This is a genomic window from Methylorubrum thiocyanatum, from assembly GCA_014138645.1.
GTDB classification, from domain to species: Bacteria; Pseudomonadota; Alphaproteobacteria; order Rhizobiales; family Beijerinckiaceae; genus Methylobacterium; species Methylobacterium thiocyanatum.
In genome coordinates, this window is sequence record JACJIB010000004.1 from 294,590 (window position 1) to 316,686 (window position 22,097).

Genomic DNA, 22,097 nt, shown 5'->3' on the forward strand with positions numbered 1-22,097 from the left:
GGCCTACCCGCCCGCGGAAAACCCATCCGCGGAACGCTCCTGATCCCGCAAAGGACCCGGCCGGCGATGCCTCCGACGCGTCGCCGGCCCTCCGCGCCATCGTGTCATTCCCAGCGCGAGCGAGCCCATGCCGGACGTCGATGTCGCAAATCCCGGCCTGCTGCCGGTGGGCAGGGCCGGCTGGCCCGAGCGCCTGCCGGACCGCCTCGGGCCCGCCCGGCCCGGACGCGCCGAGGCCGCGGCCCGGGCACGGGGCCTGATCGTCACCCTGGCCCTGCTCGGCGGCGACGCCGCCGCCGTGCTGGCGGCCTGCGGGGCGAGCCTCGTCGTCATGGCGCTGGCCGGGGCGGCGCCGGGCATCCCGGCGGCCAGCCTCCTCGGCTGGGGCGCGCTCCAGATCGGCACCATGGCCCTGTTCGGCCTCTACGAGCCGATCGAGGCGGAGCCGATCGAACGCCTGCGCCGTCGCAGCCTCGCCGCCGCCGCCGCGGTCGGCGCGGCCCTGCTGATCGGCGGCCGGGCGCCCTGGCCCTGGCTGTGGATGGCCGCGGCCGGGCTCGCCGCCCTCCTCTCCATCCCGCTCGGTCATTACGCGGAGGGGTTCGTGCGTGCGCGGCTCGTCCGACGGGGGGTTTGGGGGGCGGCGACCATCGTCTACGGCGAGGGCGCCGCCGAACTGGCGCGCAGTCTCACCGCACGGCCGGAACTCGGCCTGAGACCGATCGGGATCGTCCGCGAGGCCACGCGCGGGGTCGAACCCTACCGAGCGGCCGGCTCCCCGGCACCGGCGGAAGAAAGGGCCGAGGGCGCGGCGATCGAAGCGAAGGCCGCCGAGCGCGAGGCCGAGCTGCTGGCGGCGGCGGAAGTCGCCATCTGCACGCCGGGCGAGCGCGATCCCGCCCGCTTCGCCTGGCTGACCCGCCACCCGTTCCGGCAGGTCATCGTGGCCCACCACGCGCCCGAGGTGGAGACGGTGCGCCTCCAGACCCGCTGCCTCGGCTCGGTGGTCGGGCTCGTGGTGCGCCGGGCGATCTTCCTGCCGCACAACCTGCGCCTCAAGCGCGCCCTCGACCTCGCCGTGACGCTGCCCGCGCTCCTCCTGTTCGGGCCGCTGATCGGCGTGCTCGCGCTCGCGGTGAAGCTCGCCGATCCGGGACCCGCCTTCTACGTCCAGCCCCGCGTCGGGCGCGATGGCCGCACCATCCGCGTGTACAAGCTGCGCAGCATGTTCCGCGACGCGGAGGCGCGGCTCGCGGATCACCTCGCCGCCGACGAGGCCGCCCGGCGCGAGTGGGACCGGTTCTGCAAGCTGCGCGACGATCCGCGGGTCCTGCCCGGCATCGGCGGCTTCATCCGCCGCACCAGCCTCGACGAGCTGCCCCAGCTCCTCAACGTACTGCGCGGCGACATGAGCGTGGTCGGCCCCCGGCCCTTCCCCGCCTACCACACCGAGCGGTTCGGCCCGGCCTTCCAGGCGCTGCGGGCGAGCGTGCCGCCGGGCCTGACCGGCCTGTGGCAGATCTCGGCGCGCAGCGACGGCGACCTCGCGGTCCAGGAGCAGCAGGACAGCTTCTACATCCGCAACTGGTCGATCTGGATCGACCTGTACATCCTCCTCGAGACGGTGCCGGCGGTGCTCACCGCCAAAGGCGCCCGCTGACGAGGGACCGCCGGCCCCTCCCCCTTCGAAGCGCTCCCTTCCGACTCTGACGCAGGCCCGACCATGGATCCGTTCCACGAAGCCGACCCGCCCGGCGGCGGGCGATCGCTCACCAGCCATTACGAGGCGGTCACCGGGCACGCCCTCGCGGTGCTGTGGCGGCGCCGGCTGATGATCGCCTCGATCGCCGGGCTGTCGGCGCTGGCGGCGGGGGCGGCCTCGCTGGCCCTGCCGCCGAGCTACGTCGCCGAGGTGCTGCTCCAGTTCGATTTCGGCCAGACCCAGGACGTGCGCGGGACCGGCAAGTCCGGCCCGCAGATCGCCCTGGAGCCGGCCTCCGTGGTGGAGAGCGAGGCGCGCATCATCCGCTCCTTCGCCATCGCCCAATCCGTCGCGGGCCGCCTCGAGACCGAGGCTCGGGCCGAGACTCGACCTGAGGCCGGACACGCGGCCAAGGAGCCGCCCACCGGCTGGGTCGGCTCCCTGCGGCAGGCGCTGGCGAGCCGGGTCCAGGCCGCGCTGCCCGCCCTCCCCGGCGGGCGGCAGGAGGACGCCGCCCAACAGGAGAGCGCGCAGCAGGAGACCGAGCGGGACGCGCGGGCCCAGCGGCTGATGCGCGGGCTCACCGTCGGCAACGACGCCAAGGCCTACCTGATCAGCATCGGCTATCGCGACCGCGATCCCAAGCGGGCGGCGGAGATCGCCAACACCTTCGCCACCGAGTACCTCGCCCGCAAGATGCAGGCGGCCTCCCTCGCCACCGAGCGGGCGAGCCGCTGGTACGCCGAGCAGATCCAGGTCTCGCGGGGCGAACTCGCGCGCCTCGAGGGCGAGATCGATGCCTTCCGCAAGCGCACGGGCTTCGTCGAGTCGGTGCGCGAGGGCGTGGACCTGCGCGAGCAGCAATTGCGCGATGCCCTCTCCGAACTGTCCAGCGCCTCCGTCAAGCGGCTGGCGGAAGAGGCCCGGCTGCAGCGCGCCGGGGACGTGATGCGCTTCGGCGGCGTGCCGAACGCCGCCGACACGACGATCTCGCCGGTGATCCAGCAGATGCTGGCCGACGACAGCAAGCTGCGCGCGGAGCTGGAGCAGCTCACCGCCGTCTCCGGCGACAACCACCCGAGCGTGCTGCGCCTCAAGGCCTCGATCGCCGCGCTGCAGCAGCGGCTGCAGACCCGCATGGCCGAGGTGCTGAAGCTGGTGGAGGTCGATCTCGGCGCCGCCCGCGGGCTCGAAGCCGCGGCCGAGGCGCGGGTCGCGGCCGTGCGCCGCTCGCTCATCGAGAGCAAGGCGCTCGAAGCCAAGCTGCGGGCGCTCCAGGCCGATGCGACCGCCGCGCGGGACCGCCTGCGCGTCCTCGACGAGGGCTACCAGACCGCCAACGCGCTGAGCGAGCTCAAGCCGGTGATGGCGCAGATGCTGGCCCCGGCCAAGGTGCCGACCCTGCCCACCGGCCCCGGTCTCGGACTCGTGCTCGGCCTCGGGTTGTTCGCGGGCGCCGGGGCCGGCTCGGTTCTGGCGCTCGGGCTCGACCGCCGCGACCGGGGCTACCGCAGCCAGGGCGAGATGGAGGCCGAGACCGGCCTGCCCTGCCTCGCCCTGCTGCCGAACCGGCACGTCGGTGAATATCCGGGCGCGCATGCGGGCGAGCGCCCGGAGCAGGATCTCGTCTTCCGCGAGGCCGTGCGGGCGGCGGTGGCCGAACTCGTCGCGGTGCGCGAGCCGCTCAAGGTCGTCCTCGTCACCTCGGCGATGCCCGGCGAGGGCAAGTCCGTGGTCGCCCGCTCGGTGGCGCGCTCGCTCGCCGCCATGGGGCGCCGGGTGCTGATCCTCGACGGTTCGCCGCGCCGCGCCGCGATCGAGGATGCCCGCCTCGGCCCGTCCGGTCCCGAGACGGAGGCCGAGGACGAGGAGGCGGACGGCCGCATCTCGACCATCCGCCGCGTCTCCGGCCTCAAGGACGGGCACGACATCTACGCCGAGCCGACCTTCGGCATGCTCGTGCGGGAGGCGCGCGAGCGCTACGACGTGATCCTCGTCGAGGTCCCGCCGGTGCTGCTGCTGGGCGACGTCGCGCTCCTGCGCCAGCACGCCGACGCCGTGGTCCATGTCGTGGCGTGGCACGGCACGCAGAAGGCGGCGGTGGCCGCGAGCCTCGCCTATATGCGCCGGCTCGGGCTGACGGTCGCCGGGCTCGTCCTGAACAAGGTCGATCTGAAGCGCCACGAGGGCCGCGCCGCGGATCGCGGCACGCTCTACCGCGACTTCTCGCACTACTACCGGAACAGCGCCTGATGGGCGCGCAAGCGGCACTGGACCCGGGGGCGGCGATCCTCGTGAGCGAATGGACCTTCGCCTGCGCGGCGTGCGGCTCCCCCGCCGTCACCTGGCCGGCGGACCCGACCGCCGAGGCGCCGGTCGCCTGCGGCGGCTGCGCCCGGCCCCTGGGCACGCTCGCCGCCTTCCGCGCCGGAATCGAGCGGGTCCTGGCCGGCCATCGAGCGCGCAGGGACGGCGCAGAAGGCGGCCGCCAGGAGACGTTCGAAGACCAAGGGACGTTCGGAGACCAAGGGACGTTCGAAAGACAAGGGACGTTCGAAGAAAGCCGCCCGATCGCTGTCGCCCGAGCCGCCCCGTCATCGTGAGGGGCTGCCGGAGAGGTCGCGCAGCAGCCGTGAAAAAATCCTCCGGATCCCGTGCGGTTTCCGGAGGATTTTTTCGATCGCCGCGGCCCCTGGGGATGCGGTGAGGCGATGGGTCCCTCGCCTCACCGAGCCGATCCCGCGGTCAGACGAACAGGAAGTGGCTCGCGTTCAGCTCGGCCTTGTGGGTGTCGGCGAGCCAGAGCGTGTCCGAGCCTGAGCGGATCACCACATCGCTGCCGACATCCTGCGCCGCGGCGAGCACGGCACTGAGCGAGCCGAACATCGACCGGGCGATCTCGATCGCGTCGGGCGCGGCGCCCCCGGTCTCGAAATCCTCGACCCAGTCGGTGCCGTTGCCGGCCTTGAAGGCGAACCGGTCGGCCCCGGCCCCGCCCCAGAGATGGTCGGTGCCGCTGCCGCCGTCGAGCCGGTCGTTGCCGGCCCCGCCGTAGAGGTTGTCGTCTCCGCCCATCCCGTTGAGGGTATCGTCGCCGCCCAGCCCATCGAGGTCGTCGCCGGCATTCGATCCGGTCATCGTCTCGGCCGCGGCGGTGCCGTCGCGGTCGAGGCTCGTGCCCGACGGCGAGGCCCCGATCGCGGGCGTCGAGCCGGAGGTCGAACCCTGGGGGCTGCCCGTGACCACCCCGACGACGGTGCCGACCGTGCCCGCCACCCAGTCGAACAGGTTCTCGATCGGCGTCATCGGCGTGGCCGAGGGCGCCGCCGCCACATCCGCGCCGGACGAGGACGGGCCCCAGGCGATGTTATTGGCCACCGCCGGGTTGGTGTAGGTCGAGTCCTGGATCGAGACGTCGTCGCCGCTCGCGTTCCAGATGACGGCGTTGGACATGGGATCGCCCCGGCCCTGGTCCTCGGCGATGTTGTCGAAGGAGCGGGTGTCGATGAAGGTCACGTCGTCCGAGTAGGACGAGAAGCCGCCATTGCCCATGTGGATCACGTCCACGTCCTCGACGCGCCCCCCCTGCGAATCGCCCTCGAACATCACGCCGACGCCGCTCGGCGAGTTGTTGCCGTCGATCACCCCGTGGGCGATCGTCACGTTCTGGCTGCCGATGATCGAGACGTTGTCCTCGACATGCGAGTTGTCCGGATCGTTGGTGACGGAGAAGTTCGTCAGGCTGCCGTCGGGCGAGTGGAAGAACTGGACGAACTGGCCGGACGGGTAGAGCCCGTGGAAGTCGTGGCCCTCGATATGGGAGAGCGTCGCACCCGGCGACTGGCCGAGATAGATGCCGGTGCCGCTGTCCCGCAGCGTCACGTGCGAGGCGGTGAAATCGGGGGAATTGACGACGTGGATGCCGGTGGCCTCGCCGGAGAGGCCCTGGTTGCCGTCGGGCGGGTCGGAATTGACGATCAGGCTGTTCTCGACGGTGACGCCGCTGGAATCCTCGACGACGATACCGTGACCGTCGGCGTGGTGGATGGTGACGTTGCGGATGACGACATTGTCGTGCTCGACGCGGATGGCGTCGCCGTCGGAAACCCAGAGATCCAGGTTCTCGATGACCTGTCCGTCATGGGTCGTGCGGATGGGGGTGGTGCTGGTGGTCAGACCCGCGGGCATGCTCTCTCCGTTCGTGAATATTACGACGGAGCGACCACCTAACGGAATTTAATCATGGTATCGATTGCGTAAATCCGCAACGTCAGCGCATCGAACTAGAACGATCGGGCTACGAGCGCACGGAACCAACTTACCGTACAGCTTTTATTGACCATCGCCGCGCCGGATATTTTTCGCGTTGCACAACCGGCGTTGCCGAACGGCCACGCTTGATCGGTGGCTGCCGCTTCATCGATACGTCTCCACGGCGGTACTCCAAATGTCGCCGTCGGCCTTCGGAGTACTGCGAAAGCATAAGGGCCGGAGCCGCGTCCTGAATACGGGATCCAGGACGCGGCTCCGGCGCCGGACGGCTCAGACGAACAGGAAATGCCCGGCCGAGAGGTCGGCCTTGTGGACGTCGGCGAGCCACAGCGTGTCCGCGCCCGAGGTGATGGCGACGTCGGGGCCGACATCGTGAGCCGCGGAGAGCAGGGCGTTGAACGAACTGAACATCGCCTTGCTCAGTTCGACCACGTCGTGCCCGCGGCCGGCGGTTTGGAAGTCCTCGACCCAGTCGGTGCCGTTGCCGGCCTTGAACACGAACCGGTCCGCGCCGGCGCCGCCCCAGAGGTGGTCGGTGCCGCTGCCGCCGTCGAGCCGGTCGTTGCCCGCCCCGCCGTAGAGGCGGTCGTCGCCGGCGAGCCCGTTGAGCGTGTCGTTGCCGTCCCGCCCGTCGAGGTCGTCGGCGAAGCGCGAGCCGGTCATCGTCTCCGAGGCGGCGGTGCCGTCACGGTCGATCCCGGTGCCCGACGGCGCCGGGTTGGCAGCCGGGGCGGTCGCGACCGGAGGTGTGGCGACAGGAGTCGTCGCAACGGGGGTCGGGGCCGGGGTCGCCACCGGCGTGCTGCCCGTCGCCGTCCCGTCGAACACGTTGTGGATCGGCGTCATCGGCGTGGCCGAGGGCGCCGCCGTGACGTCCGCACCGGCCGAGGACGTGCCCCAGACGATGTTGTTGGGAACGCCCGGATCCGTGTAGGTCGAATCCTCGACCGTGACGTTGTGGCCGGTCATGTTCCAGATCAGCCCGTTCGACAGCGACACGCCGCGGCCCTGGTCGCCGGCATCGTTGTCGAAGGAGCGGGTGTCGACGAAGCTGACGTCGTCCGAGTAGGACGAGAAGCCGCCATTGCTCATGTGGATCACGTCGACGTTCTGGACGTGGCCGCCCTGCGAATTGCCCTCGAACATCACGCCGGCCCCGCTCGGCGAGTTGTTGCCGTCGATGACGCCGTTGGCGATCGTCACGTTCTGGCTGTCGATGATCGAGACGTTGTCCTCGACATGCGAGTGACCCGGATCGTTGGTGACGGAAAAGTCCGACAGGCTGCCGTTGGGCGACTGGAAGAACTGGACGAGCTGTCCGCCGGGGAACGGACCGTGGAAGTCGTGGCCCTCGATGTAGGACAGCTTCGCGCCCGGCGACTGGCCGAGATAGATGCCGGTGCCGCTGTCCTGCAGCGTCACGTGCGAGGCGGTGAAGTTCGGCGCGTTGACGACCCGGATGCCGGTGGTCTCCGGATCGGTCTCGCCCCCGTTGCCCGTCGGCGGATCGGAATTGACGATGAGGCTGTTCTGAACGCTGACGCCGCTGGCATCCTCGACGACGATGCCGTTGCCGTCGGCGTGGTGGATGGTGACGTTGCGGATGATGACGTTGTCATTCTCGACGCGGATGGCGTCGCCGTCGGAGACCCAGAGATCCAGATTTTCGATAACCTGTCCGTCGTACGTCGTGCGGATGGGGGTGGTGCTGTAGGTTTGGCCCGCAGGCATGCTTGCTCCTTGAAGTGCGATGATCGCAACGGAGCGGGTGCCTAACGAAGGTTATTGGCCGGATCGATTACGTAAATCTGCAACGTACCCCTTGAGGAGTAATCCTCCGGAGGTAGGGACGCGCGAAAACGGTTCAGCTTGTTGCTGTTTTCTAGAGAGTCTCTGTCAGAAATTTTCTGACAAGGGCCAGCCTGTTGCCGAACGGCCACGCTTAGGCGCACGGCTGCTCTCGTCCCTGCTCATACGGCATCTGTTGACCGCTTTCGATCCGCCGTTCCCCGTCATCCCGGGGCCGCGCAGCGGAACCCGGGATCCACCCTTGCGACGGGGTCTATGGCGTCCCGGCCGGTCGTGGATTCCGGGTTCGCTACCAGCGCCCCGGATTGACAGAGGTGGGGGGTGAACCCGACCCATCAGCCGGACATCGCATCAGATCGTCTGGTTGTAGGCGCCGACGTCCGGATGCTCGCGCAGCACCGCGTCGACGGCGGCAAACATCTCCCGCAGCCGCGCCTCCGAGACCGGGCTCTCCACCACCACCACCAGTTCCGGCTTGTTCGAGGAGGCCCGCACCAGACCCCAGGTGCCGTCGTCCGTCGTCACCCGAACGCCGTTGACCGTCACCAGATCGGTGATCGCATGGCCCCCCACCGGCTCGCCCGCCGCGTGCAGCGCCCGGAACCGCTCGGTCACCGCCGCCACCACGCCGTACTTCACCTCGTCGGCGCAGTGCGGCGACATCGTCGGCGAGCCCCAGGTCTTCGGCAGCGCCCGGTAGAGATCGGCCATCGAGCGATCCGGGTTGCGGTCGAGCATCTCGATCACCGCAATCGCGGTCAGAAGGCCGTCGTCGTAGCCCCGCCCCACCGGCGCGTTGAAGAAGAAGTGGCCCGACTTCTCGAAGCCGGCCAGCGCCGAGAGCTCGTTGACCCGGCGCTTGATGTAGGAATGCCCCGTCTTCCAGTAGTCGGTGCGCACGCCGCGGGCCTGAAGCTCGGGATCGGCGGCGTAGAGGCCGGTCGATTTCACATCGACCACGAAGGTCGCGTTCGCGTGCAGCTTCGACAGGTCGCGCGCCAGCATCACCCCGATCTTGTCGGCGAAGATCTCCTCGCCCTCGTCGTCGACCACGCCGCAGCGGTCGCCGTCGCCGTCGAAGCCGAGCCCGACATCGGCGCCGGTCTCGCGCACCTTGTCGGCGATGGCGTGCAGCATCGCCATGTCCTCGGGGTTGGGGTTGTAGCGCGGGAACGAATGATCGGGCTCGACGTCGAGCGGGATCACCTCGACCCCGAGCCGCTCCAGCAGGGCAGGCGCGAAGGCGCCGGCGGTGCCGTTGCCGCAGGCGGCCACGACCTTGAGTTTGCGCGAGACGGGCTTGGCGCGGGCCACGAGGTCGTCGAGGTAGACCTGCGCGAAGTCCGGCACGAATTCGTAGGCGCCGCCGTCGCGGTACTGGAACGCGCCCGTGGTGACGATCTCCTTGAGGCGGCCCATCTCGTCGGGGCCGAAGGTCATCGGCCGCTCGGCGCCCATCTTCACGCCGGTCCAGCCGTTGTCGTTGTGCGAGGCGGTGACCATGGCGACGCACGGGCAGTCGAGGGCGAACTGGCCGAAATAGGCCATGGGCGAAAGCGCCAGCCCGATATCCTTCACCCGCAGGCCGGCCGCCTGCATGCCGGCGATGAGCGCGAGCTTGATCGCGGCGGAGTAGCTGCGGAAGTCGTGTCCGGTGACGATGTCGGGGCGCACGCCGCGCTCATGGATCAGGGTGCCGAGGCCGAGGCCCAGTGCCTGGACGCCCATGAGGTTGATCTCCTGCGGGAACAGCCAGCGGGCATCGTACTCGCGAAAGCCGGTGGGCTTGACCATCGGCAACTGCTCGAAGGCGAAGGTGTTGGGCTCGAGCTTCGGCCGGGGCGTGGGAAAGGTCATGGGGGAGGCCTTGGAGAAGGTCTTGGGAAACCGGTCGGAGGACATGGCAGACCTTTCGCGCGGGCGGCGGCGAACGAGACCCCGTGCACCGCCGCAGGAGACGCCGAAAACAGGTTGAGAGTTTAGACCAGAAGGCCGCCCTGCGCCGCGCCGGGATCGACCTTCCACACCTCGATCGCCGCCACCGTCGGGTTCTCGGTCGCCCCCTGCCAGAAGGCGAGGTTGAGCGTCCCGTCGGTGACCGAGACCGTTCGCGTCAGGGTCGTCGCGGTGGCCCCCGCCCCGGCCGCGGCCCAGATGTCGTAGTTGGCGACCGTGGTGCCCTCGATGCCGACATTGAACTGGCGCTGGCCCGCGCCGGTCAGGCCGCCCGGATCGTCGGGCTGGTTGTAGATCTCGGCGAAGTGCAGAACGACCTTGTAGGAGCCCGCCGCCAGCGCGCTGCCGTCGGCGTTCTTGACGGCGTAGCCGAAGCGCCCGTCATCGGCATCCGTGGTCGGGGTGCTGGCCCAGCCGAAGCGCTGGTTCTGGTAGAGCGCGTCGTCGGTGGTGCCGGCGATCGGATCGACGTCGGAATAGGTCGCGTTCCCATCCTGGCCGGCGACGTAGAAGCGGTGCGGGGATGCCGCCGTGTCGGCCTCGAACACGGTCCCGTCCGCGCGGGTATAGGCGCCGCCGCCGGAATTGATCGCCATGACCAGGGTGTCGCCCCCGGGCGTCACGTCGATGGTGAAGCCGTGCGAGGCGGCGGCGTTGGTGTTGGCCGCCGGGCTCGCATCGGCGACTTCGCCGGCCTTGACGGTGGCGGTGTACGACCCGTCGGCCCAGCCGCCGTTCGGCGCCGCGACGAGGTAGGTGGCGGTGGCCGAGGTGGCGCTGGTGGCCACCTTCGACTGCAGGCTGATCGCCCCGACCGCACCCGATCCCGTCACCGCGAGATCGGCCGCAGCGATGCTGGCGAGATTGATGCCGGACGCATCGTTGTAGACCACCGTGACGCTCGCATTGGCCGTGCCGGAGGCGGGCCCATCGACGGTGAACGCGCCGATGCTCGGACCGGTCGTGTCGGTCGAGCCGGTGGCCTGCCGCACGACGATGCCGCTGAGTTTGGCGTTGTCGATGACGTTGGCGAATTGCAGGTCGAGCGTGCCGTTGGCGCCCGCGGTGATCGGGCCGGAGACGAAGCTGTAGGGCGTGTTGAAGCTGCCTGTCTGCGCCAGGATGTCGAGATCGTTGAGAACGGTCTGGCCTTCCAGCGTGACGTCGAAGACGCGCTGGCCCGGATTGCTCCACCACAATTCGCCGAAGCGCAGCTCGACGGTGTAGGCCTGGCTCGTGCTGGCCACGGGAATCGCGTAGCTGAAATTGCCGTAGCGCTCGGTCTGGAACACGGTGCCAGTGAAGGCCGATTGCAGGCCGTTGCCGCCGCTGCCGTCGATGAAGGTGGCGCCGCCGGTGAAGTACTGGTCGGCCGAGAAGCTGATCCCGTCCTGGATCAGCGCCCCGCCGCCGGCATTGATCGCCGCGACGATCCCGCCCGCGTTGCTGGTCTGGACCGAGAAGAGCTGGGACGAGGCGAGGTTGGTGTTGGCCGCCGGGCTCGCATCCGCCACTTCGCCCGCCTTGACGGTGGCGGTGTACTGGCCGTTGGTCCAGCCTCCCGTGGGGGCGGCGACGATGTAGGTGGCGGTGGCCGAGGTGGCGCTGGTGCTCGTCTTCGATTGCAGCGTGATCGCGCCGATGGCGCCCGGCCCGCTCACCGCGATGTCGGCGGCGGTGATGCTGGCGAGGTTGATGCCCGACGCATCGTTGTAGACCACCGTCACGCTGGCGCTCGCATCCCCTGCCACGGGCGCCTGGATCGTGAACGGCCCCACCGTCGGCTTGGTGGCGTCGGTGCTCCCGCCCCCGTTGGCCTGCCGCACGACGATGCCGCTGAGCTTGGCGTTGTCGATGCCGTTGAGGAACTGGAGGTCGAGCGTGCCGTTGGCACCCGCGGTGATCGGGCCGGAGACGTAGGTGTAGGGCGTGTTGAAGCTGCCCGTCTGCGCCAGGATGTCGAGGTCGTTGAGGATCGTCTGGCCCTCCAGCGACACGTCGAAGACGCGCTGGCCCGGATTGCTCCACCACAGTTCGCCGAAGCGCAGCTCCACCGTGTAGGCCTGGCTCGTGCTGGCCACCGGAATGGCATAGCTGAAATTGCCGTAGCGCTCGGTCTGGTAGACGGTGTTGGCGAAGGCCGGCTGCAGGCCGTTGCCGCCGGAGCCGTCGATGAAGGTGGCGCCGCCGGTGAAGTACTGGTCGGCCGAGAAGCTGATCCCGTCCTGCGACAGCGCCCCGCCGCCGGCATTGATCGCCGCCACGACCGGGTTCGTCGCGCCCGATTTCGCCGTCGTCGTGATGGTGATCCCGTCGAAATCCGCCGTGAACGGCGCGCCGTCGTTGGAGGTGGCCATGAGGCCGACCGCCATGCCGCTCGCCTTGCCGCCGACGGTGTAGTCGCCCTGGATCGCCTTCAGCAGCGCACTGCCGCTCGGCACGCTCATGGCGGTGCCGGCGGTGAACGCGGAGTTCGCATCGGTGGCCGACGAGACCGCGCCGGTGCCGAAGCGCCAGAGCGGGGTCACCGTGTTGGTCTCGAGATTGACGGCGAGGCGCAGCTGTACCCAGCTCGCATTGGCCGCGCTGAGAAGCGCGTTGTTGGTGACCGCGGCGGTCTGCGCGACGCCGAGATTCTCCATCGAGGTCTCGAAGATCGCGCTGGTGTACTTGCCCGCTGCGCTCTCGCCGCGCCCGCCCAGCACCAGCTTGATGAAGTTGTCCTGGTCGCCTGTGCCGATCTGAAGGCCGGCCGAGGGGAAGCCGCCGTCGCTGGTGGCGTTCGGGATCCAGTTCGCCATCGTCATGGTGACGTTGGCGGTCGCCACGGTGTCGTCGAAGGTGACGCCGGCCTGGAGCGCGTCCTTGAGGGTGTTGTTGCCTTCCGTGAAGTCCCCCTCTTGGACGTTCTTCAACTGGATGACGCCGCCCGCGCCGCCCGCGATGATGTTGGACGAGGTGTAGAGGCCGCCGTCGAGGAACGGGTCGAGCCCGTTGATCATCGCGCCGGTGAGCCCGCTGCCGCCGAAGGTGCCGGGGATCGAGCCGGATTCGAAGTTGAACACGATCGTCTCGCCGCCCGAGATCACGTCGGTGCCGGCGGTGCCGTTGTCGGGATCGAGGGCGAAGGGGTCGAGGGTGTTGTTGATGCCGTCGCCGTCGAGGTCGAGGTTCTGCGGGTTGGTCGGCCCCGGCGTCAGCACCTTGATGTTGCCGTCGGCCAGCGTCGTGACCCAGACGGTGCCGGCAAACGGCTTGCCGTCGCCGACCGCGTCGATGCCGAGCGGCGCGCCGCCGCCCATCGGCACGACCTGCTTGCCCGCCGCCACGATCTGCCCGGCGGCGCCGACGGTGGTGTCGACCCCGCCCGAGGCGTTGCGCGGGATGATGTGGAGATAGCCCGCGAGATCCGTGACGAGGATCGCGCCCTTGATGCTCGTGGTGCCGCCGCCCGCCGTGCTCCACGTGGTCGAGGCGGTGTACTCGGCCAAGCCGTTGAGCGAGCCCTGGCCGGTATCGAGCGCCCCGTCGTTGATGCCGCCCTCGAAGAACACGCTCTCGCGCGGATCGGCGGTGCCGGCGGGGATCACCGCGTTGAAGTCGGCGGGCAGGCCGCTGCTTCCCTGGGGCAGGAAGGTCGCGCCGGTGACGCCCGCCCCTGGCGTCAGCAGCCAGCCCGCCTGTCCGCCGACCGCCCGCACGAGGTTGGGGTGGCCGCCGTAATAGCCCTGCCCCGTGATCTCGTGGAGCTGGTCGTAGTTGAGCCGCTTGGTGCCGCCATCGAGATCGGGCGTGTTGAGCGGGATCTGGTTCTGGTTGGTCACGACGTTGCCGCTGGCGTCGGAGGGGCGCCCGCCCCAGCCGTTGTTGGCGCCGTTGTCGTAGGTGAACATCTTGCCGTCGGAGGTCAGCAGCACGTCGTAGGCGTTGCGGTAGCCCGGCGAGTAGACCTGCACCGGACTGCCGGCGGTGATCTTGGCCATGTTGAAGCCATCGCGCCCGCCGAACGGGCCGCTGACGTCGGAGCCGTCCGGATTCTCGTTGCCGGGGGTGCCGTTGTTGGGACGATAGGGATCGTCGAGGGTCGGCAGGTCGTAGAGGTAGGGGTTGAGCCCGTTCGGATCCTTGATCGACATGGCGTCGAGCGCCGTGAGGTCGACCTTCAGGATCGCGGCCGAGTAGGCGAACTCGGGCAGACCGGCGAAATTGTTGGAGGGGGCCCCGGCATTGGTGTTGCCGCCGACCGCCATGTAGAGCGTCTTGCCGTCGGGCGAGATCGCGAGGCCGTTGGCGGAGTGGTTCTCCTCCGAGCGGGGCAGGCCGCGCACGAGATCGACCTTCTTCCACGACTGGCTGGCGGAATCGAAGGTGAGACGCGAGAGGATCGAGGAGTTGGTGTCGAGATTCGTATCCTCCCCGCCATTGCCGGCCCCGATGCGCGGATCGCTCGACGTGACGTAGAGGACGGGGTTGGCGGCGGTGCCGGTGACGAGGATGCCGGTGACCTGCCGCTCCTTCAGGCTCGCATTCAGCGTGCCATCGTCGTTGTGGTTGGGCAGGTTCAGGATGAGGTCGATCGATTCCGTGTTGGTGACGACGTAGCCGTTGCCGTTCTGGGCGACCGTCAGGGCCTTGATGCTGCCGAAGCGCTCGGCGACGTAGAGGCGCCCGTCCGGCCCCCATTGCAGGGCCGAGGCCAGCCCCGAGTAACCGGCCAAGGTCGATTGAGAAAACGTCACGTCGGCCATGATCTTAGACCCCCCGCACAAGCTCGGGGCCGACCGTATCCGTGCCCGATCCGGGCTTCATGCGCGCAGCGGTATCGCCCGGCGCTCTTCCGGGCTACGGCGCTCTCCACCGAAGTGGATGCCGCTTCGGCGCAAAGGTGAGGATTGGAACGAGAGGCGAGAACCGCCCCCCCCGATCGGGAGCGGATCCGGGGTAGAGCCCGCCCGGGCGCTCAGATGTAGTGGCGGTAGACGATGGAGCGGGCCGCCTCGTCGGCATCGCCCTCGAGATCCGCCGTCCGTTCAGCCGACAGGCCGATCATCGAGACGAGGGCGAGCGACATCACCTTCGGCGAGAGGCGGGCGATGCGGCGCGCCGCGGATGCGAGGCCGCCCGCGAACCGGTTCAGGATCGTCATGCTCGGGATCGTCATGCGCACGGTCTCCCTTCGTCGACAGTCGCACCACGATACCGGATCGATGAATCCGGATTGTGTCGGAACGCGGCGGAGCCGGGCAAGGGGTCGAGCAAGGGGACGAGCAAGGGACCGGGACATGTCGGCCCGGTGCCGTACGAAGAATACCGCGCGGCGGCGGCCGCGCGGCACGGTGCGGAAGCGGTGTCGATCAGGAGGTGTGGCGCGGGCGGCCGAACGCCCAGGTGCCGAGCGCAAGCGCCCCCACGGGCACGAACAGCAGGGCAATCACGGGCAGAATGCTTGTCATTGGCGTCGGCCTCCCTCGCCGCATGGCTTCGGTCCGGATCGTTCGCGATCCCGAATCCGTCGCGTCCGCCTATCATGAAATATGGTTCAGGATATAGGGGCGATGCGATCACTATTCCGCAAGGTGACGACCGCAGCGTCCTGATCCGGCACAGAATGCGGTGGCATTGCCCTCGCACCGACGGAGCGATTTCATTCAGGTGACGCTCCGATGTTTCCCAAACTCGTCGGCTCCCTCGCACTCCTCGCGGCCGGATCCATCCTTCTCCACAGCTGGGAGATGCCGCGCTGGGTCATCGGCACGGTGTGCGCGCTCGGCATGGTCGCAACCGCGCTGCTCGTCGTGCCCGTTCTGGAACAGACGGTCGCTCCGGCCGCGGAGTTGCCGATCCGCGAGCAGCCGACGGGTCCCGCTCCGGTCTTCGAGGGGGTCTGGGATCCGCTCGCCCCTCGGCAGGTTCTGGGCGAATCGGATCGAACGGGTCTGTAGCGCCTCGTCTTGAGCGGGAGGTCCCGCGTGCGAAATCCCGGGAACGCCCTCACGGCCGCGTCCCGGCGGCCGGCGGGGTGCGGCATCGCCCCGAAGCGCGGATGCGCCGCGCCGACGATCTGCCGATGCCTTCCGGCAACAGCCAAACAAATATACAGACCAAGTAAAATCATTGTATGCAATCCAAGGTAGCATACTGAAGTACTTGTATTTATAACAGTTATAAAACATAGATCTTGCATACATCATTCCGCCTTTGCCATACGCGACGCATAGTTCGTTGTGTCTTCTTAGGTTTTCATAACCTAAGTTAAAAGCGTACCGGAAAAGATGTTCGAAGATCGTGCCGTTTCCGCTCGTCCGGCTCCGCGTGCCGGTTGGCTGTCACGCCTGCTGGCCTCGACGATTCTGTCGGGAACGGCGCTGTGCGGCCTCGCCGGGCCGGGCCTGGCCCAGGGTGCGGCCGACGCCGTCGAACTGTCCGAGCTGAGCGTGACCGGCGAGGGCCGCGGCGCCACGCTCGGCGGCGCGCTCTACGGTCCCGGCGGTGCCCAGGGCGCGGTTCCGGGCTACGTCGCCAGCCGAAGCACCGTCGCCACCAAGACCGACACGCCGATCCTGGAGACGGCCCAGTCGATTTCCGTCATCGGGCGCAAGCAGATCGAGGATCAGAACGCGCTCAGCATCAATCAGGCCCTGCGCTACACCCCGAGCGTCACCACCGAGCAGCGCGGCGGCGCCGGCTCGACCCGGCTGGAGCAGTTCCTGATCCGCGGCTTCACCGCGCCGGTCTTCCTCGACGGCATGGCGCTGATCGGCGGCCGCGACGCCAACGCCACGATCGAACCCTATCGGCTGGAGCGCATCGACGTCATCAAGGGGCCGGCCTCGGTGCTCTACGGGCAATCGGGTCCGGGCGGCATCGTCAACCTCGTGTCGAAGGTGCCGCAATTCGTCCGGCACGGCGAGGTCTTCGTCCAGGGCGGCGGCTTCAGCGAGGTGCGCGGCGGCGTCGATGTCGGCGGCCCGATCGCCTCCGACGTGCCCTGGCTTGCCGACCAGTTCGCCTACCGCATCGTCGGGTTCGGCTGGAACGGCGACGGCCCCGTGGACACGACGCGGGTCGAGCGTGCCCTGATCAACCCGAGCCTGACCTGGCGGCCCTCCACCGACACCCAGCTCACGATCATCGGCAACTACCAGCGCGATCCGTTCTCGGGCTTCTACGGCGGCTTCCCGGCGGTGGGCACGGTGTTCCCGCGCAACTTCGGCAACGGCATCATCGGCCGCCTGCCGGTCAACTTCTACGACGGCGACCGCGGCATCGAGCGCTCCGACCGGACCCAGGCCTCGATCGAGTACCTATTCGACCATCGCTTCAGCGAGAACCTGCGCTTCCACTCCGCCGGGCGCTACCTGCGCACGCAGGGCGACTACCGCAGCGTCTACAGCGCCTTCAATCCCCGCAATGGCCCCTTCGCCACCGGCCCGCTGATCCCGCGCGCGGTCATCGGCACCAACGTGGCGGCGGAAGCCTACACGATGGACAGCAACTTCGTCGCCAATTTCGACACCGGCTTCATCGCCCACACCGCCCTGCTCGGCGTCGATCACCGCACCTTCAGCACCCGGACGACCGGCTCCCCGTTCCCGGACGCGCCGGACCTGAACGCGCTGGCGCCGAACTACACCATGAACATCGCGTTCCCGGCCTTCAACACCGTCTCGCGGGTCGACGCGCAGCAGACCGGCGTCTACTTCCAGGACCAGATGAAGTTCGACCGCCTCGTGCTGACGCTGGGCGGGCGCTACGACGTCGCGCGCCAGACCGGGCCGACCCGGTCCTTCGCGGCCAACGGCACCAGCACCCTCACGCTCCAGAACGCGCCGGCCGACGCCTTCACCGGCCGGGCGAGCCTGCTCTACCTGTTCGACTCGGGCGTGGCCCCGTACGTGTCCTACAGTCAGGCCTTCGAGCCGATCGTGGCGGGCCGCGTGTTCGACCCGGCCTTCGGCACGGTCGGGCGCGTGCCCGATCCGCAACTGAGCGACCAGTACGAGGCCGGCATCAAGTACCAGCCGCCCGGCACCGACATCCTGCTCACCGCCGCCTTCTTCGACATCCGCCAGTCGAACCGCACCACCGCCGACCCGGCGCGCCAGGGCTTCGTCGTCCAGACCGGTCAGGTCGGCGTGCAGGGCGTCGAGTTCGAGGCGCGGGCGAACCTCACCGAGGGCCTCACCCTGATCGGCGGCTTCTCGCTCCTCGACATCCGCAACGTCCGCGACGACGGCCGGACCGCCAACGACCTGACGCCGGGTCAGACCGTGCCGCTCCAGGGCCGCAGCCCGGTGCTGGTGCCGGATTCCACCGCCTCGCTGCTCGCGACCTACCGCTTCAACGAAGGGCCGCTCCTCGGCCTGGAGGTCGGCGGCGGCGTGCGCTACCTCGGCCCGTCCTGGGGCGATGCGGCCAACACCTTCAAGGTGCCGGCGAGCGTGCTCGTCGATGCCACGCTCAACTACGACCTGAAGTACCTCGATGCGACGCTTCAGGGCTTCTCGATGCAGGTGAACGCCACCAACCTCCTCGACGAACAATATGTCAGCGGCTGCAACGGCTACACGAGCTGCTACTACGGGCTTCCCCAAACCGTCTATGCAACCCTGCGCTATCGCTGGTAGGAGGCCTCGCATGGCGGCAGGGGGCAGGACACCGGGCAAGGGACCGGGCAAGGGACCGGGCAAGGAACCGGGCAGGTCGAGGGCACTCGAGCGGGCCGGCGTGGCCGGCCGGGTGGTGCTGGCGGCGGGCGGCGGCTACGGCGTCGCCGCGCTCGCCACCGCGCTGCTGTCGCTGACCCTGCCGATGGCACGCTCCGAGGCGGTGGCGACGGCGACGCTTCTCAGCTTCGCGGTGATGGCGGGCATCGTCGTCCTCGTCTTCGCGACGCGCACAGCGCTGCGGGCGCTCCTGATCGTGGCCGGCACCGCCCTCGTGCTCGGCGCTCTCCTCTGGCTGGCGATGGGAGGATCCGCGCCATGAAGGGAAGCTTCCGGCAGTCGATGGCGTGGCTGCACACGTGGTCCGGCCTGATCGTCGGCTGGGTGCTGTTTTCGATCTTCGTCACCGGCACCGCGAGCTACTACCGGCCGGACATCTCCCGCTGGATGCGCCCCGAATTCACGCGGGTCGAGCCGGTGGAGGCTCCCGCCCTCGGGGCGGCGGCCGAGCGGGCGGTGGCCTATCTCGGCACGCATGCGGCCCAGGCCCGGACGTGGTTCATCGGCCTGCCGCAGCCCGACAAGCCGGTGCTCGATCTGTTCTGGCGCACCCGGCCCGGCGCGCCGCCGGGCCATGTCCTGCTCGATCCGCGGACCGGGACCGAGTCCTCCGTCCGCGACACGCAGGGGGGAGACTTCCTCTACCGCTTCCATTTCGAGCTGCACATGCCGCCGCTCTGGGGGCGCTGGGTCGTCGGAATCTGCGCGATGATCATGCTGGTGGCGCTGATCTCCGGCATCGTCACGCACAAGCGGATCTTCGCCGACTTCTTCACCTTCCGCCGCGGCAAGGCGCCCCGGCGCAGCTGGCTCGACGCCCACAACGTCACCGGCGTGCTGGCGCTGCCGTTCCACCTGATGATCACCTATACCGGCATCATCACGCTCGCGACCTTCTACATGCCCTGGGGCGTCACCGCCGCCTACAAGGGCAACGCCCAGGCCTTCTTCACCGAGGCGAGCTGGATCACCACGCCGCGCCCGCCCGCCAAGCAGGCCGCCCCCCTGGCCCCGATCGGGCCGATGGTGGAGCAGGCGCGCGCGGCCCGATCCGAGCCGCTGGAACGGCTGATGATCGTCAATCCGGGCGACGCCAACGCCACCGTGGTCGCGGTGTTCGAGGAGCCGCACGGCCTCTCGCACGAGCATCCGCAGATCGCCTTCGACGGGGTGAGCGGCGCGATCCTGGAGGTCCGCGACGGCGGCCTCAAGCCCGCGGCCAAGACCTTCACGGTGATGACCGGCCTGCACGAGGGCCACTTCGCCGGCACGATGCTGCGGCTGTTGTTCTTCCTGTGCGGGATCATGGGCTGCGCCATGATCGCCACGGGGGTCGTGCTGTGGTCGCTGGCGCGCCTGCCGAAGGCGGGGGAGCGTCCCTTCCTCGGCCTGCGGCTGGTCCAGGCGCTCAACGTCGGCAGCATCGCCGGCCTGCCGGCGGCGGTGGCCGTGTACTTCCTCGCCAACCGGCTCCTGCCGGTCGATCTCGCCGGGCGGGAAGAGTGGGAGATCCGCGCCTTCTTCGGCGCCTGGATCGTCGCGGCCCTGGTGCCGCTCGCCCGTCCGCAGCGCCGGGCGTGGTGCGAGGGTCTGGCCGCCGTGTCGGTGCTCTGCCTCGCGGTGGTCGCGGCCGACATCCTGACGATCCCCGACCATCCCCTGCGGCGGGCGGGCGGCGATCCGCTCTTCGCGTGGTTCGACGGGGCGATGCTGCTGCTCGCGGGCCTGTTCGCGCTCGCCGCCCGCAAGGTGCTGCGCTACGAGGCGCCCAAGAAGGCGCACAAGAACGAGCACGAGCGGGACCGGGCCGCCAAGCCGGCGCCCGTGCCCGCCGCCGCCCAGCCCGCGCGGCGCCCGGAGCCGACCCACGCATGACGCCCCTCGTCCTCGCCGCGAATCTGGGCCTGAGCTTCGCCGCGCTCGCCGCCCTCTGCCTGAGCCTCAACCGGCACCATGCGGAGGTGTTCGACCGGAAGGCGGAGCGGGCGGCTGTCCTGCGCCTGCGCGCCTTCGGCTGGGGGGCGATCGCCCTCTCCTTCTTCATCGCCGGCCTGTGGGAGGGCTGGGCGTTCGGCCCGGTGCAGTGGATCGGCGCACTCACCGGCGCCGCCCTCGGGCTGGTGCTGCTCCTGTCCTACCGGCCGCGCTACGTCGCCCCCGCCGCGCTCGCTGCGCTGGCCGCTTCGGCCCTGCCGCTGGCGATCCTCGCCGTCGCGGCCTGATGCGACCGCTCCCGCCGCTGGAGGCGCTCGCCCATGCGAGCCGCCTGCTCGAAGCGCAGGGCTTTCGCGAGACCGCCCGGAACGAGCGCGGCGACAGCCGCTATCTCGCCCGCGGCGAAGGCCCGGAGCGGCTGCGCCTGTCGAACCATGCCCGTACGCCGAAGCAGCGGCGCATCCATCCCGAGGTGATGGCGAGCCTCGTGATCCGCGCGCCGAAGACGGAAGCGCAGGTCGCCGCCCTGGTCGCGGCGGCCCTGCGCGACTTCGCCGGCGGCCTCGCCCGGCGGGACGCCCGTCTTACAGCGCCGCGCTGAGGCGGCGCATCCGGCGCCGCTCGGCGGGGATCTCGAACACGCCCGACCACAGCCCGACGCGGCGGCCCCAGGCGCGCCGGTCCTGGGCCTCGTACGCGGCCGAGGCGCTCCGGTCGGCGATGGCGTAGCCGTTGCTCACCATCCAGGCGGCGAGGTCGTCGCCGTCGCGGCGGCACAGGGCGGTGACGGTGCCGTCGGCCGCCGCACCGCGCGGCTCGCAGCTCACGCTCTCGCCGCCGATCCGCGCCGCCAGGGCCTCGGCGGCACCGCGGCCGCAGGAATAGTCGCGCTCATGCCCGTCGGAACAGGTCTGGTCGAGATCGGGCGCGTCGATGCCGTGCAGCCGCAGGCGCCGGCCGCCGATCTCGAGCGTGCTCCCGTCGATGACGGTGGCGGGGCCGCTCACGGCCTGGGGTGCCGCCTCGCCCGCCCGGGCCGGAAGCGCCTGAACGCCGGCCAGCAACGCCAGGGCGGGGATGAGGAGCGCACCCAGCAGGCGCCGGGTGCCCGGCTCCTCCGGGGGTCGATCGGCGTTGGATCGGGCCGGGCTGGCGATGGTGCCGACGAGGCAGGCGGCGTAGATCAGCAGGATGGTGGCGGTGAGCGACATCGAACGCAGTCTCGCGGACAGAGGGTGGATGGCGCGCCGGTCGGGGCTGCGCCGTCGATGCCGCCTTCTCGCAAACCCGATTGCGCGCGAGCCTGACGCCCTCTGTCAGCCTCGCGTCAGCCGGGCTCGGGCATTTTCGCCGCTCGTCCGGTCCCGTGCTCCGATGTCCCGTCCGCTTCGCCTCGCCCTCGTCGCCCTCCTCGCGCTCGCCCCGGCGTTGGCGTCCGTCCCGGCACGGGCCGACAGCGACGGAGAGCGGGCGCGGCACGCATTGGAGCGGGGCGAGATCCGCCCCCTCGACGCGGTGCTCGCCGCCGCCCGCGCCGCCGTGCCGGGGGACGTGGTGGCGCTCGACCTCAAGCGCGACGACGGGCGCTGGCTCTACAAGCTGCGCATCCTCGGCAGCGACGGGCGGCGGCGCGACGTGAAGATCGATGCCAGCTCCCTCAAGCTTCTGGACGTGGACGACGATGACTGAAGCCGGCA

Annotated in this window: 16 protein-coding genes; 10 read left to right on the forward strand and 6 right to left on the reverse strand. The window is 69.9% G+C overall.

Annotated features, from left to right (window positions below):
• Positions 1-127: 127 nt before the first annotated feature.
• From HNR51_RS12640 to HNR51_RS26720, 3 genes are all read left to right on the forward strand, one after another.
• A complete protein-coding gene (locus HNR51_RS12640) occupies positions 128-1,660 on the forward strand; it encodes an exopolysaccharide biosynthesis polyprenyl glycosylphosphotransferase (RefSeq protein ID WP_012456310.1) in 1,533 nt (510 codons plus the stop codon).
• A 63-nt stretch (positions 1,661-1,723) separates the two neighbouring features.
• Positions 1,724-3,955, forward strand: coding sequence for a GumC family protein (locus HNR51_RS12645; protein ID WP_182555162.1), 2,232 nt, complete (start codon positions 1,724-1,726; stop codon positions 3,953-3,955).
• Entirely contained in the window at positions 3,955-4,305 is a 351-nt protein-coding gene (locus HNR51_RS26720; protein WP_239681500.1) for a hypothetical protein, read from the forward strand. Before HNR51_RS12645 ends, HNR51_RS26720 begins: the two co-directional genes overlap by 1 nt.
• Before the next feature lie 142 nt (positions 4,306-4,447).
• On the opposite strand, the gene HNR51_RS12655 is transcribed toward HNR51_RS26720, so the two are convergent.
• The 5 genes from HNR51_RS12655 to HNR51_RS12675 all read right to left on the reverse strand — a co-directional run bounded on the left by HNR51_RS12655 (position 4,448) and on the right by HNR51_RS12675 (position 14,900).
• Entirely contained in the window at positions 4,448-5,890 is a 1,443-nt protein-coding gene (locus HNR51_RS12655; RefSeq protein ID WP_141953536.1) for a calcium-binding protein, read from the reverse strand.
• A gap of 354 nt (positions 5,891-6,244) precedes the next feature.
• Complete coding sequence (locus tag HNR51_RS12660; RefSeq protein WP_141953534.1) at positions 6,245-7,705, reverse strand: calcium-binding protein; 1,461 nt, start codon at positions 7,703-7,705, stop codon at positions 6,245-6,247.
• Positions 7,706-8,134: 429 nt separating this feature from the next.
• Positions 8,135-9,640, reverse strand: coding sequence for a phosphomannomutase/phosphoglucomutase (locus tag HNR51_RS12665; RefSeq protein ID WP_182555361.1), 1,506 nt, complete (start codon positions 9,638-9,640; stop codon positions 8,135-8,137).
• A gap of 122 nt (positions 9,641-9,762) precedes the next feature.
• On the reverse strand, positions 9,763-14,487 hold the full coding sequence (locus HNR51_RS12670) for a malectin domain-containing carbohydrate-binding protein (protein ID WP_182555163.1): 4,725 nt from the start codon (positions 14,485-14,487) through the stop codon (positions 9,763-9,765).
• 212 nt (positions 14,488-14,699) lie between these two features.
• The gene (locus tag HNR51_RS12675) at positions 14,700-14,900 is read right to left on the reverse strand and encodes a hypothetical protein (RefSeq protein WP_012456303.1); all 201 of its coding nucleotides are present in this window, start codon (positions 14,898-14,900) and stop codon (positions 14,700-14,702) included.
• 502 nt (positions 14,901-15,402) lie between these two features.
• Here HNR51_RS12675 and HNR51_RS12680 point away from each other — a divergent pair.
• From HNR51_RS12680 to HNR51_RS12705, 6 genes are all read left to right on the forward strand, one after another.
• Positions 15,403-15,681: a hypothetical protein gene (locus tag HNR51_RS12680; protein ID WP_182555164.1), complete on the forward strand. Its 279-nt coding sequence runs from the start codon at positions 15,403-15,405 to the stop codon at positions 15,679-15,681.
• 330 nt (positions 15,682-16,011) lie between these two features.
• Positions 16,012-18,366, forward strand: a complete 2,355-nt coding sequence (locus HNR51_RS12685) for a TonB-dependent siderophore receptor (protein ID WP_012456300.1) — start codon at positions 16,012-16,014, stop codon at positions 18,364-18,366.
• A 10-nt stretch (positions 18,367-18,376) separates the two neighbouring features.
• Positions 18,377-18,727 carry an iron transporter gene (locus tag HNR51_RS12690; RefSeq protein ID WP_182555165.1) on the forward strand — a complete coding sequence of 117 codons (351 nt, stop codon included), beginning with the start codon at positions 18,377-18,379 and terminating at the stop codon, positions 18,725-18,727.
• Positions 18,724-20,340 (forward strand): PepSY-associated TM helix domain-containing protein, encoded by a 1,617-nt coding sequence (locus tag HNR51_RS12695; protein ID WP_182555166.1) that lies wholly within the window; start codon positions 18,724-18,726, stop codon positions 20,338-20,340. Before HNR51_RS12690 ends, HNR51_RS12695 begins: the two co-directional genes overlap by 4 nt.
• Positions 20,337-20,687, forward strand: a complete 351-nt coding sequence (locus HNR51_RS12700; protein ID WP_182555167.1) for a DUF3325 domain-containing protein — start codon at positions 20,337-20,339, stop codon at positions 20,685-20,687. Before HNR51_RS12695 ends, HNR51_RS12700 begins: the two co-directional genes overlap by 4 nt.
• Positions 20,687-21,001 carry a hypothetical protein gene (locus HNR51_RS12705; RefSeq protein ID WP_152278386.1) on the forward strand — a complete coding sequence of 105 codons (315 nt, stop codon included), beginning with the start codon at positions 20,687-20,689 and terminating at the stop codon, positions 20,999-21,001. Before HNR51_RS12700 ends, HNR51_RS12705 begins: the two co-directional genes overlap by 1 nt.
• On the opposite strand, the gene HNR51_RS12710 is transcribed toward HNR51_RS12705, so the two are convergent.
• Positions 20,985-21,611, reverse strand: a complete 627-nt coding sequence (locus tag HNR51_RS12710) for a thermonuclease family protein (RefSeq protein WP_182555168.1) — start codon at positions 21,609-21,611, stop codon at positions 20,985-20,987. The genes HNR51_RS12705 and HNR51_RS12710 overlap by 17 nt on opposite strands.
• A 163-nt stretch (positions 21,612-21,774) precedes the next feature.
• Between HNR51_RS12710 and HNR51_RS12715 the strand changes: the two genes are divergently transcribed.
• A complete protein-coding gene (locus HNR51_RS12715; protein ID WP_012456294.1) occupies positions 21,775-22,089 on the forward strand; it encodes a PepSY domain-containing protein in 315 nt (104 codons plus the stop codon).
• Positions 22,090-22,097: the final 8 nt, after the last annotated feature.

Excerpts from the sequence above, each read along its gene's own strand:
- HNR51_RS12690 (WP_182555165.1), top strand. The coding sequence starts at position 18,377 with ATGGCGGCAGGGGGCAGGACACCGGGCAAGGGACCGGGCAAGGGACCG.
- HNR51_RS12695 (WP_182555166.1), top strand. The coding sequence starts at position 18,724 with ATGAAGGGAAGCTTCCGGCAGTCGATGGCGTGGCTGCACACGTGGTCC.
- HNR51_RS26720 (WP_239681500.1), top strand. The coding sequence starts at position 3,955 with ATGGGCGCGCAAGCGGCACTGGACCCGGGGGCGGCGATCCTCGTGAGC.
- HNR51_RS12670 (WP_182555163.1), bottom strand. The coding sequence starts at position 14,487 with ATGGCCGACGTGACGTTTTCTCAATCGACCTTGGCCGGTTACTCGGGG.
- HNR51_RS12710 (WP_182555168.1), bottom strand. The coding sequence starts at position 21,611 with ATGTCGCTCACCGCCACCATCCTGCTGATCTACGCCGCCTGCCTCGTC.
- HNR51_RS12675 (WP_012456303.1), bottom strand. The coding sequence starts at position 14,900 with ATGACGATCCCGAGCATGACGATCCTGAACCGGTTCGCGGGCGGCCTC.
- HNR51_RS12680 (WP_182555164.1), top strand. The coding sequence starts at position 15,403 with ATGTTTCCCAAACTCGTCGGCTCCCTCGCACTCCTCGCGGCCGGATCC.
- HNR51_RS12700 (WP_182555167.1), top strand. The coding sequence starts at position 20,337 with ATGACGCCCCTCGTCCTCGCCGCGAATCTGGGCCTGAGCTTCGCCGCG.
- HNR51_RS12685 (WP_012456300.1), top strand. The coding sequence starts at position 16,012 with ATGTTCGAAGATCGTGCCGTTTCCGCTCGTCCGGCTCCGCGTGCCGGT.
- HNR51_RS12655 (WP_141953536.1), bottom strand. The coding sequence starts at position 5,890 with ATGCCCGCGGGTCTGACCACCAGCACCACCCCCATCCGCACGACCCAT.
- HNR51_RS12645 (WP_182555162.1), top strand. The coding sequence starts at position 1,724 with ATGGATCCGTTCCACGAAGCCGACCCGCCCGGCGGCGGGCGATCGCTC.
- HNR51_RS12715 (WP_012456294.1), top strand. The coding sequence starts at position 21,775 with ATGTCCCGTCCGCTTCGCCTCGCCCTCGTCGCCCTCCTCGCGCTCGCC.
- HNR51_RS12640 (WP_012456310.1), top strand. The coding sequence starts at position 128 with ATGCCGGACGTCGATGTCGCAAATCCCGGCCTGCTGCCGGTGGGCAGG.
- HNR51_RS12705 (WP_152278386.1), top strand. The coding sequence starts at position 20,687 with ATGCGACCGCTCCCGCCGCTGGAGGCGCTCGCCCATGCGAGCCGCCTG.
- HNR51_RS12665 (WP_182555361.1), bottom strand. The coding sequence starts at position 9,640 with ATGACCTTTCCCACGCCCCGGCCGAAGCTCGAGCCCAACACCTTCGCC.
- HNR51_RS12660 (WP_141953534.1), bottom strand. The coding sequence starts at position 7,705 with ATGCCTGCGGGCCAAACCTACAGCACCACCCCCATCCGCACGACGTAC.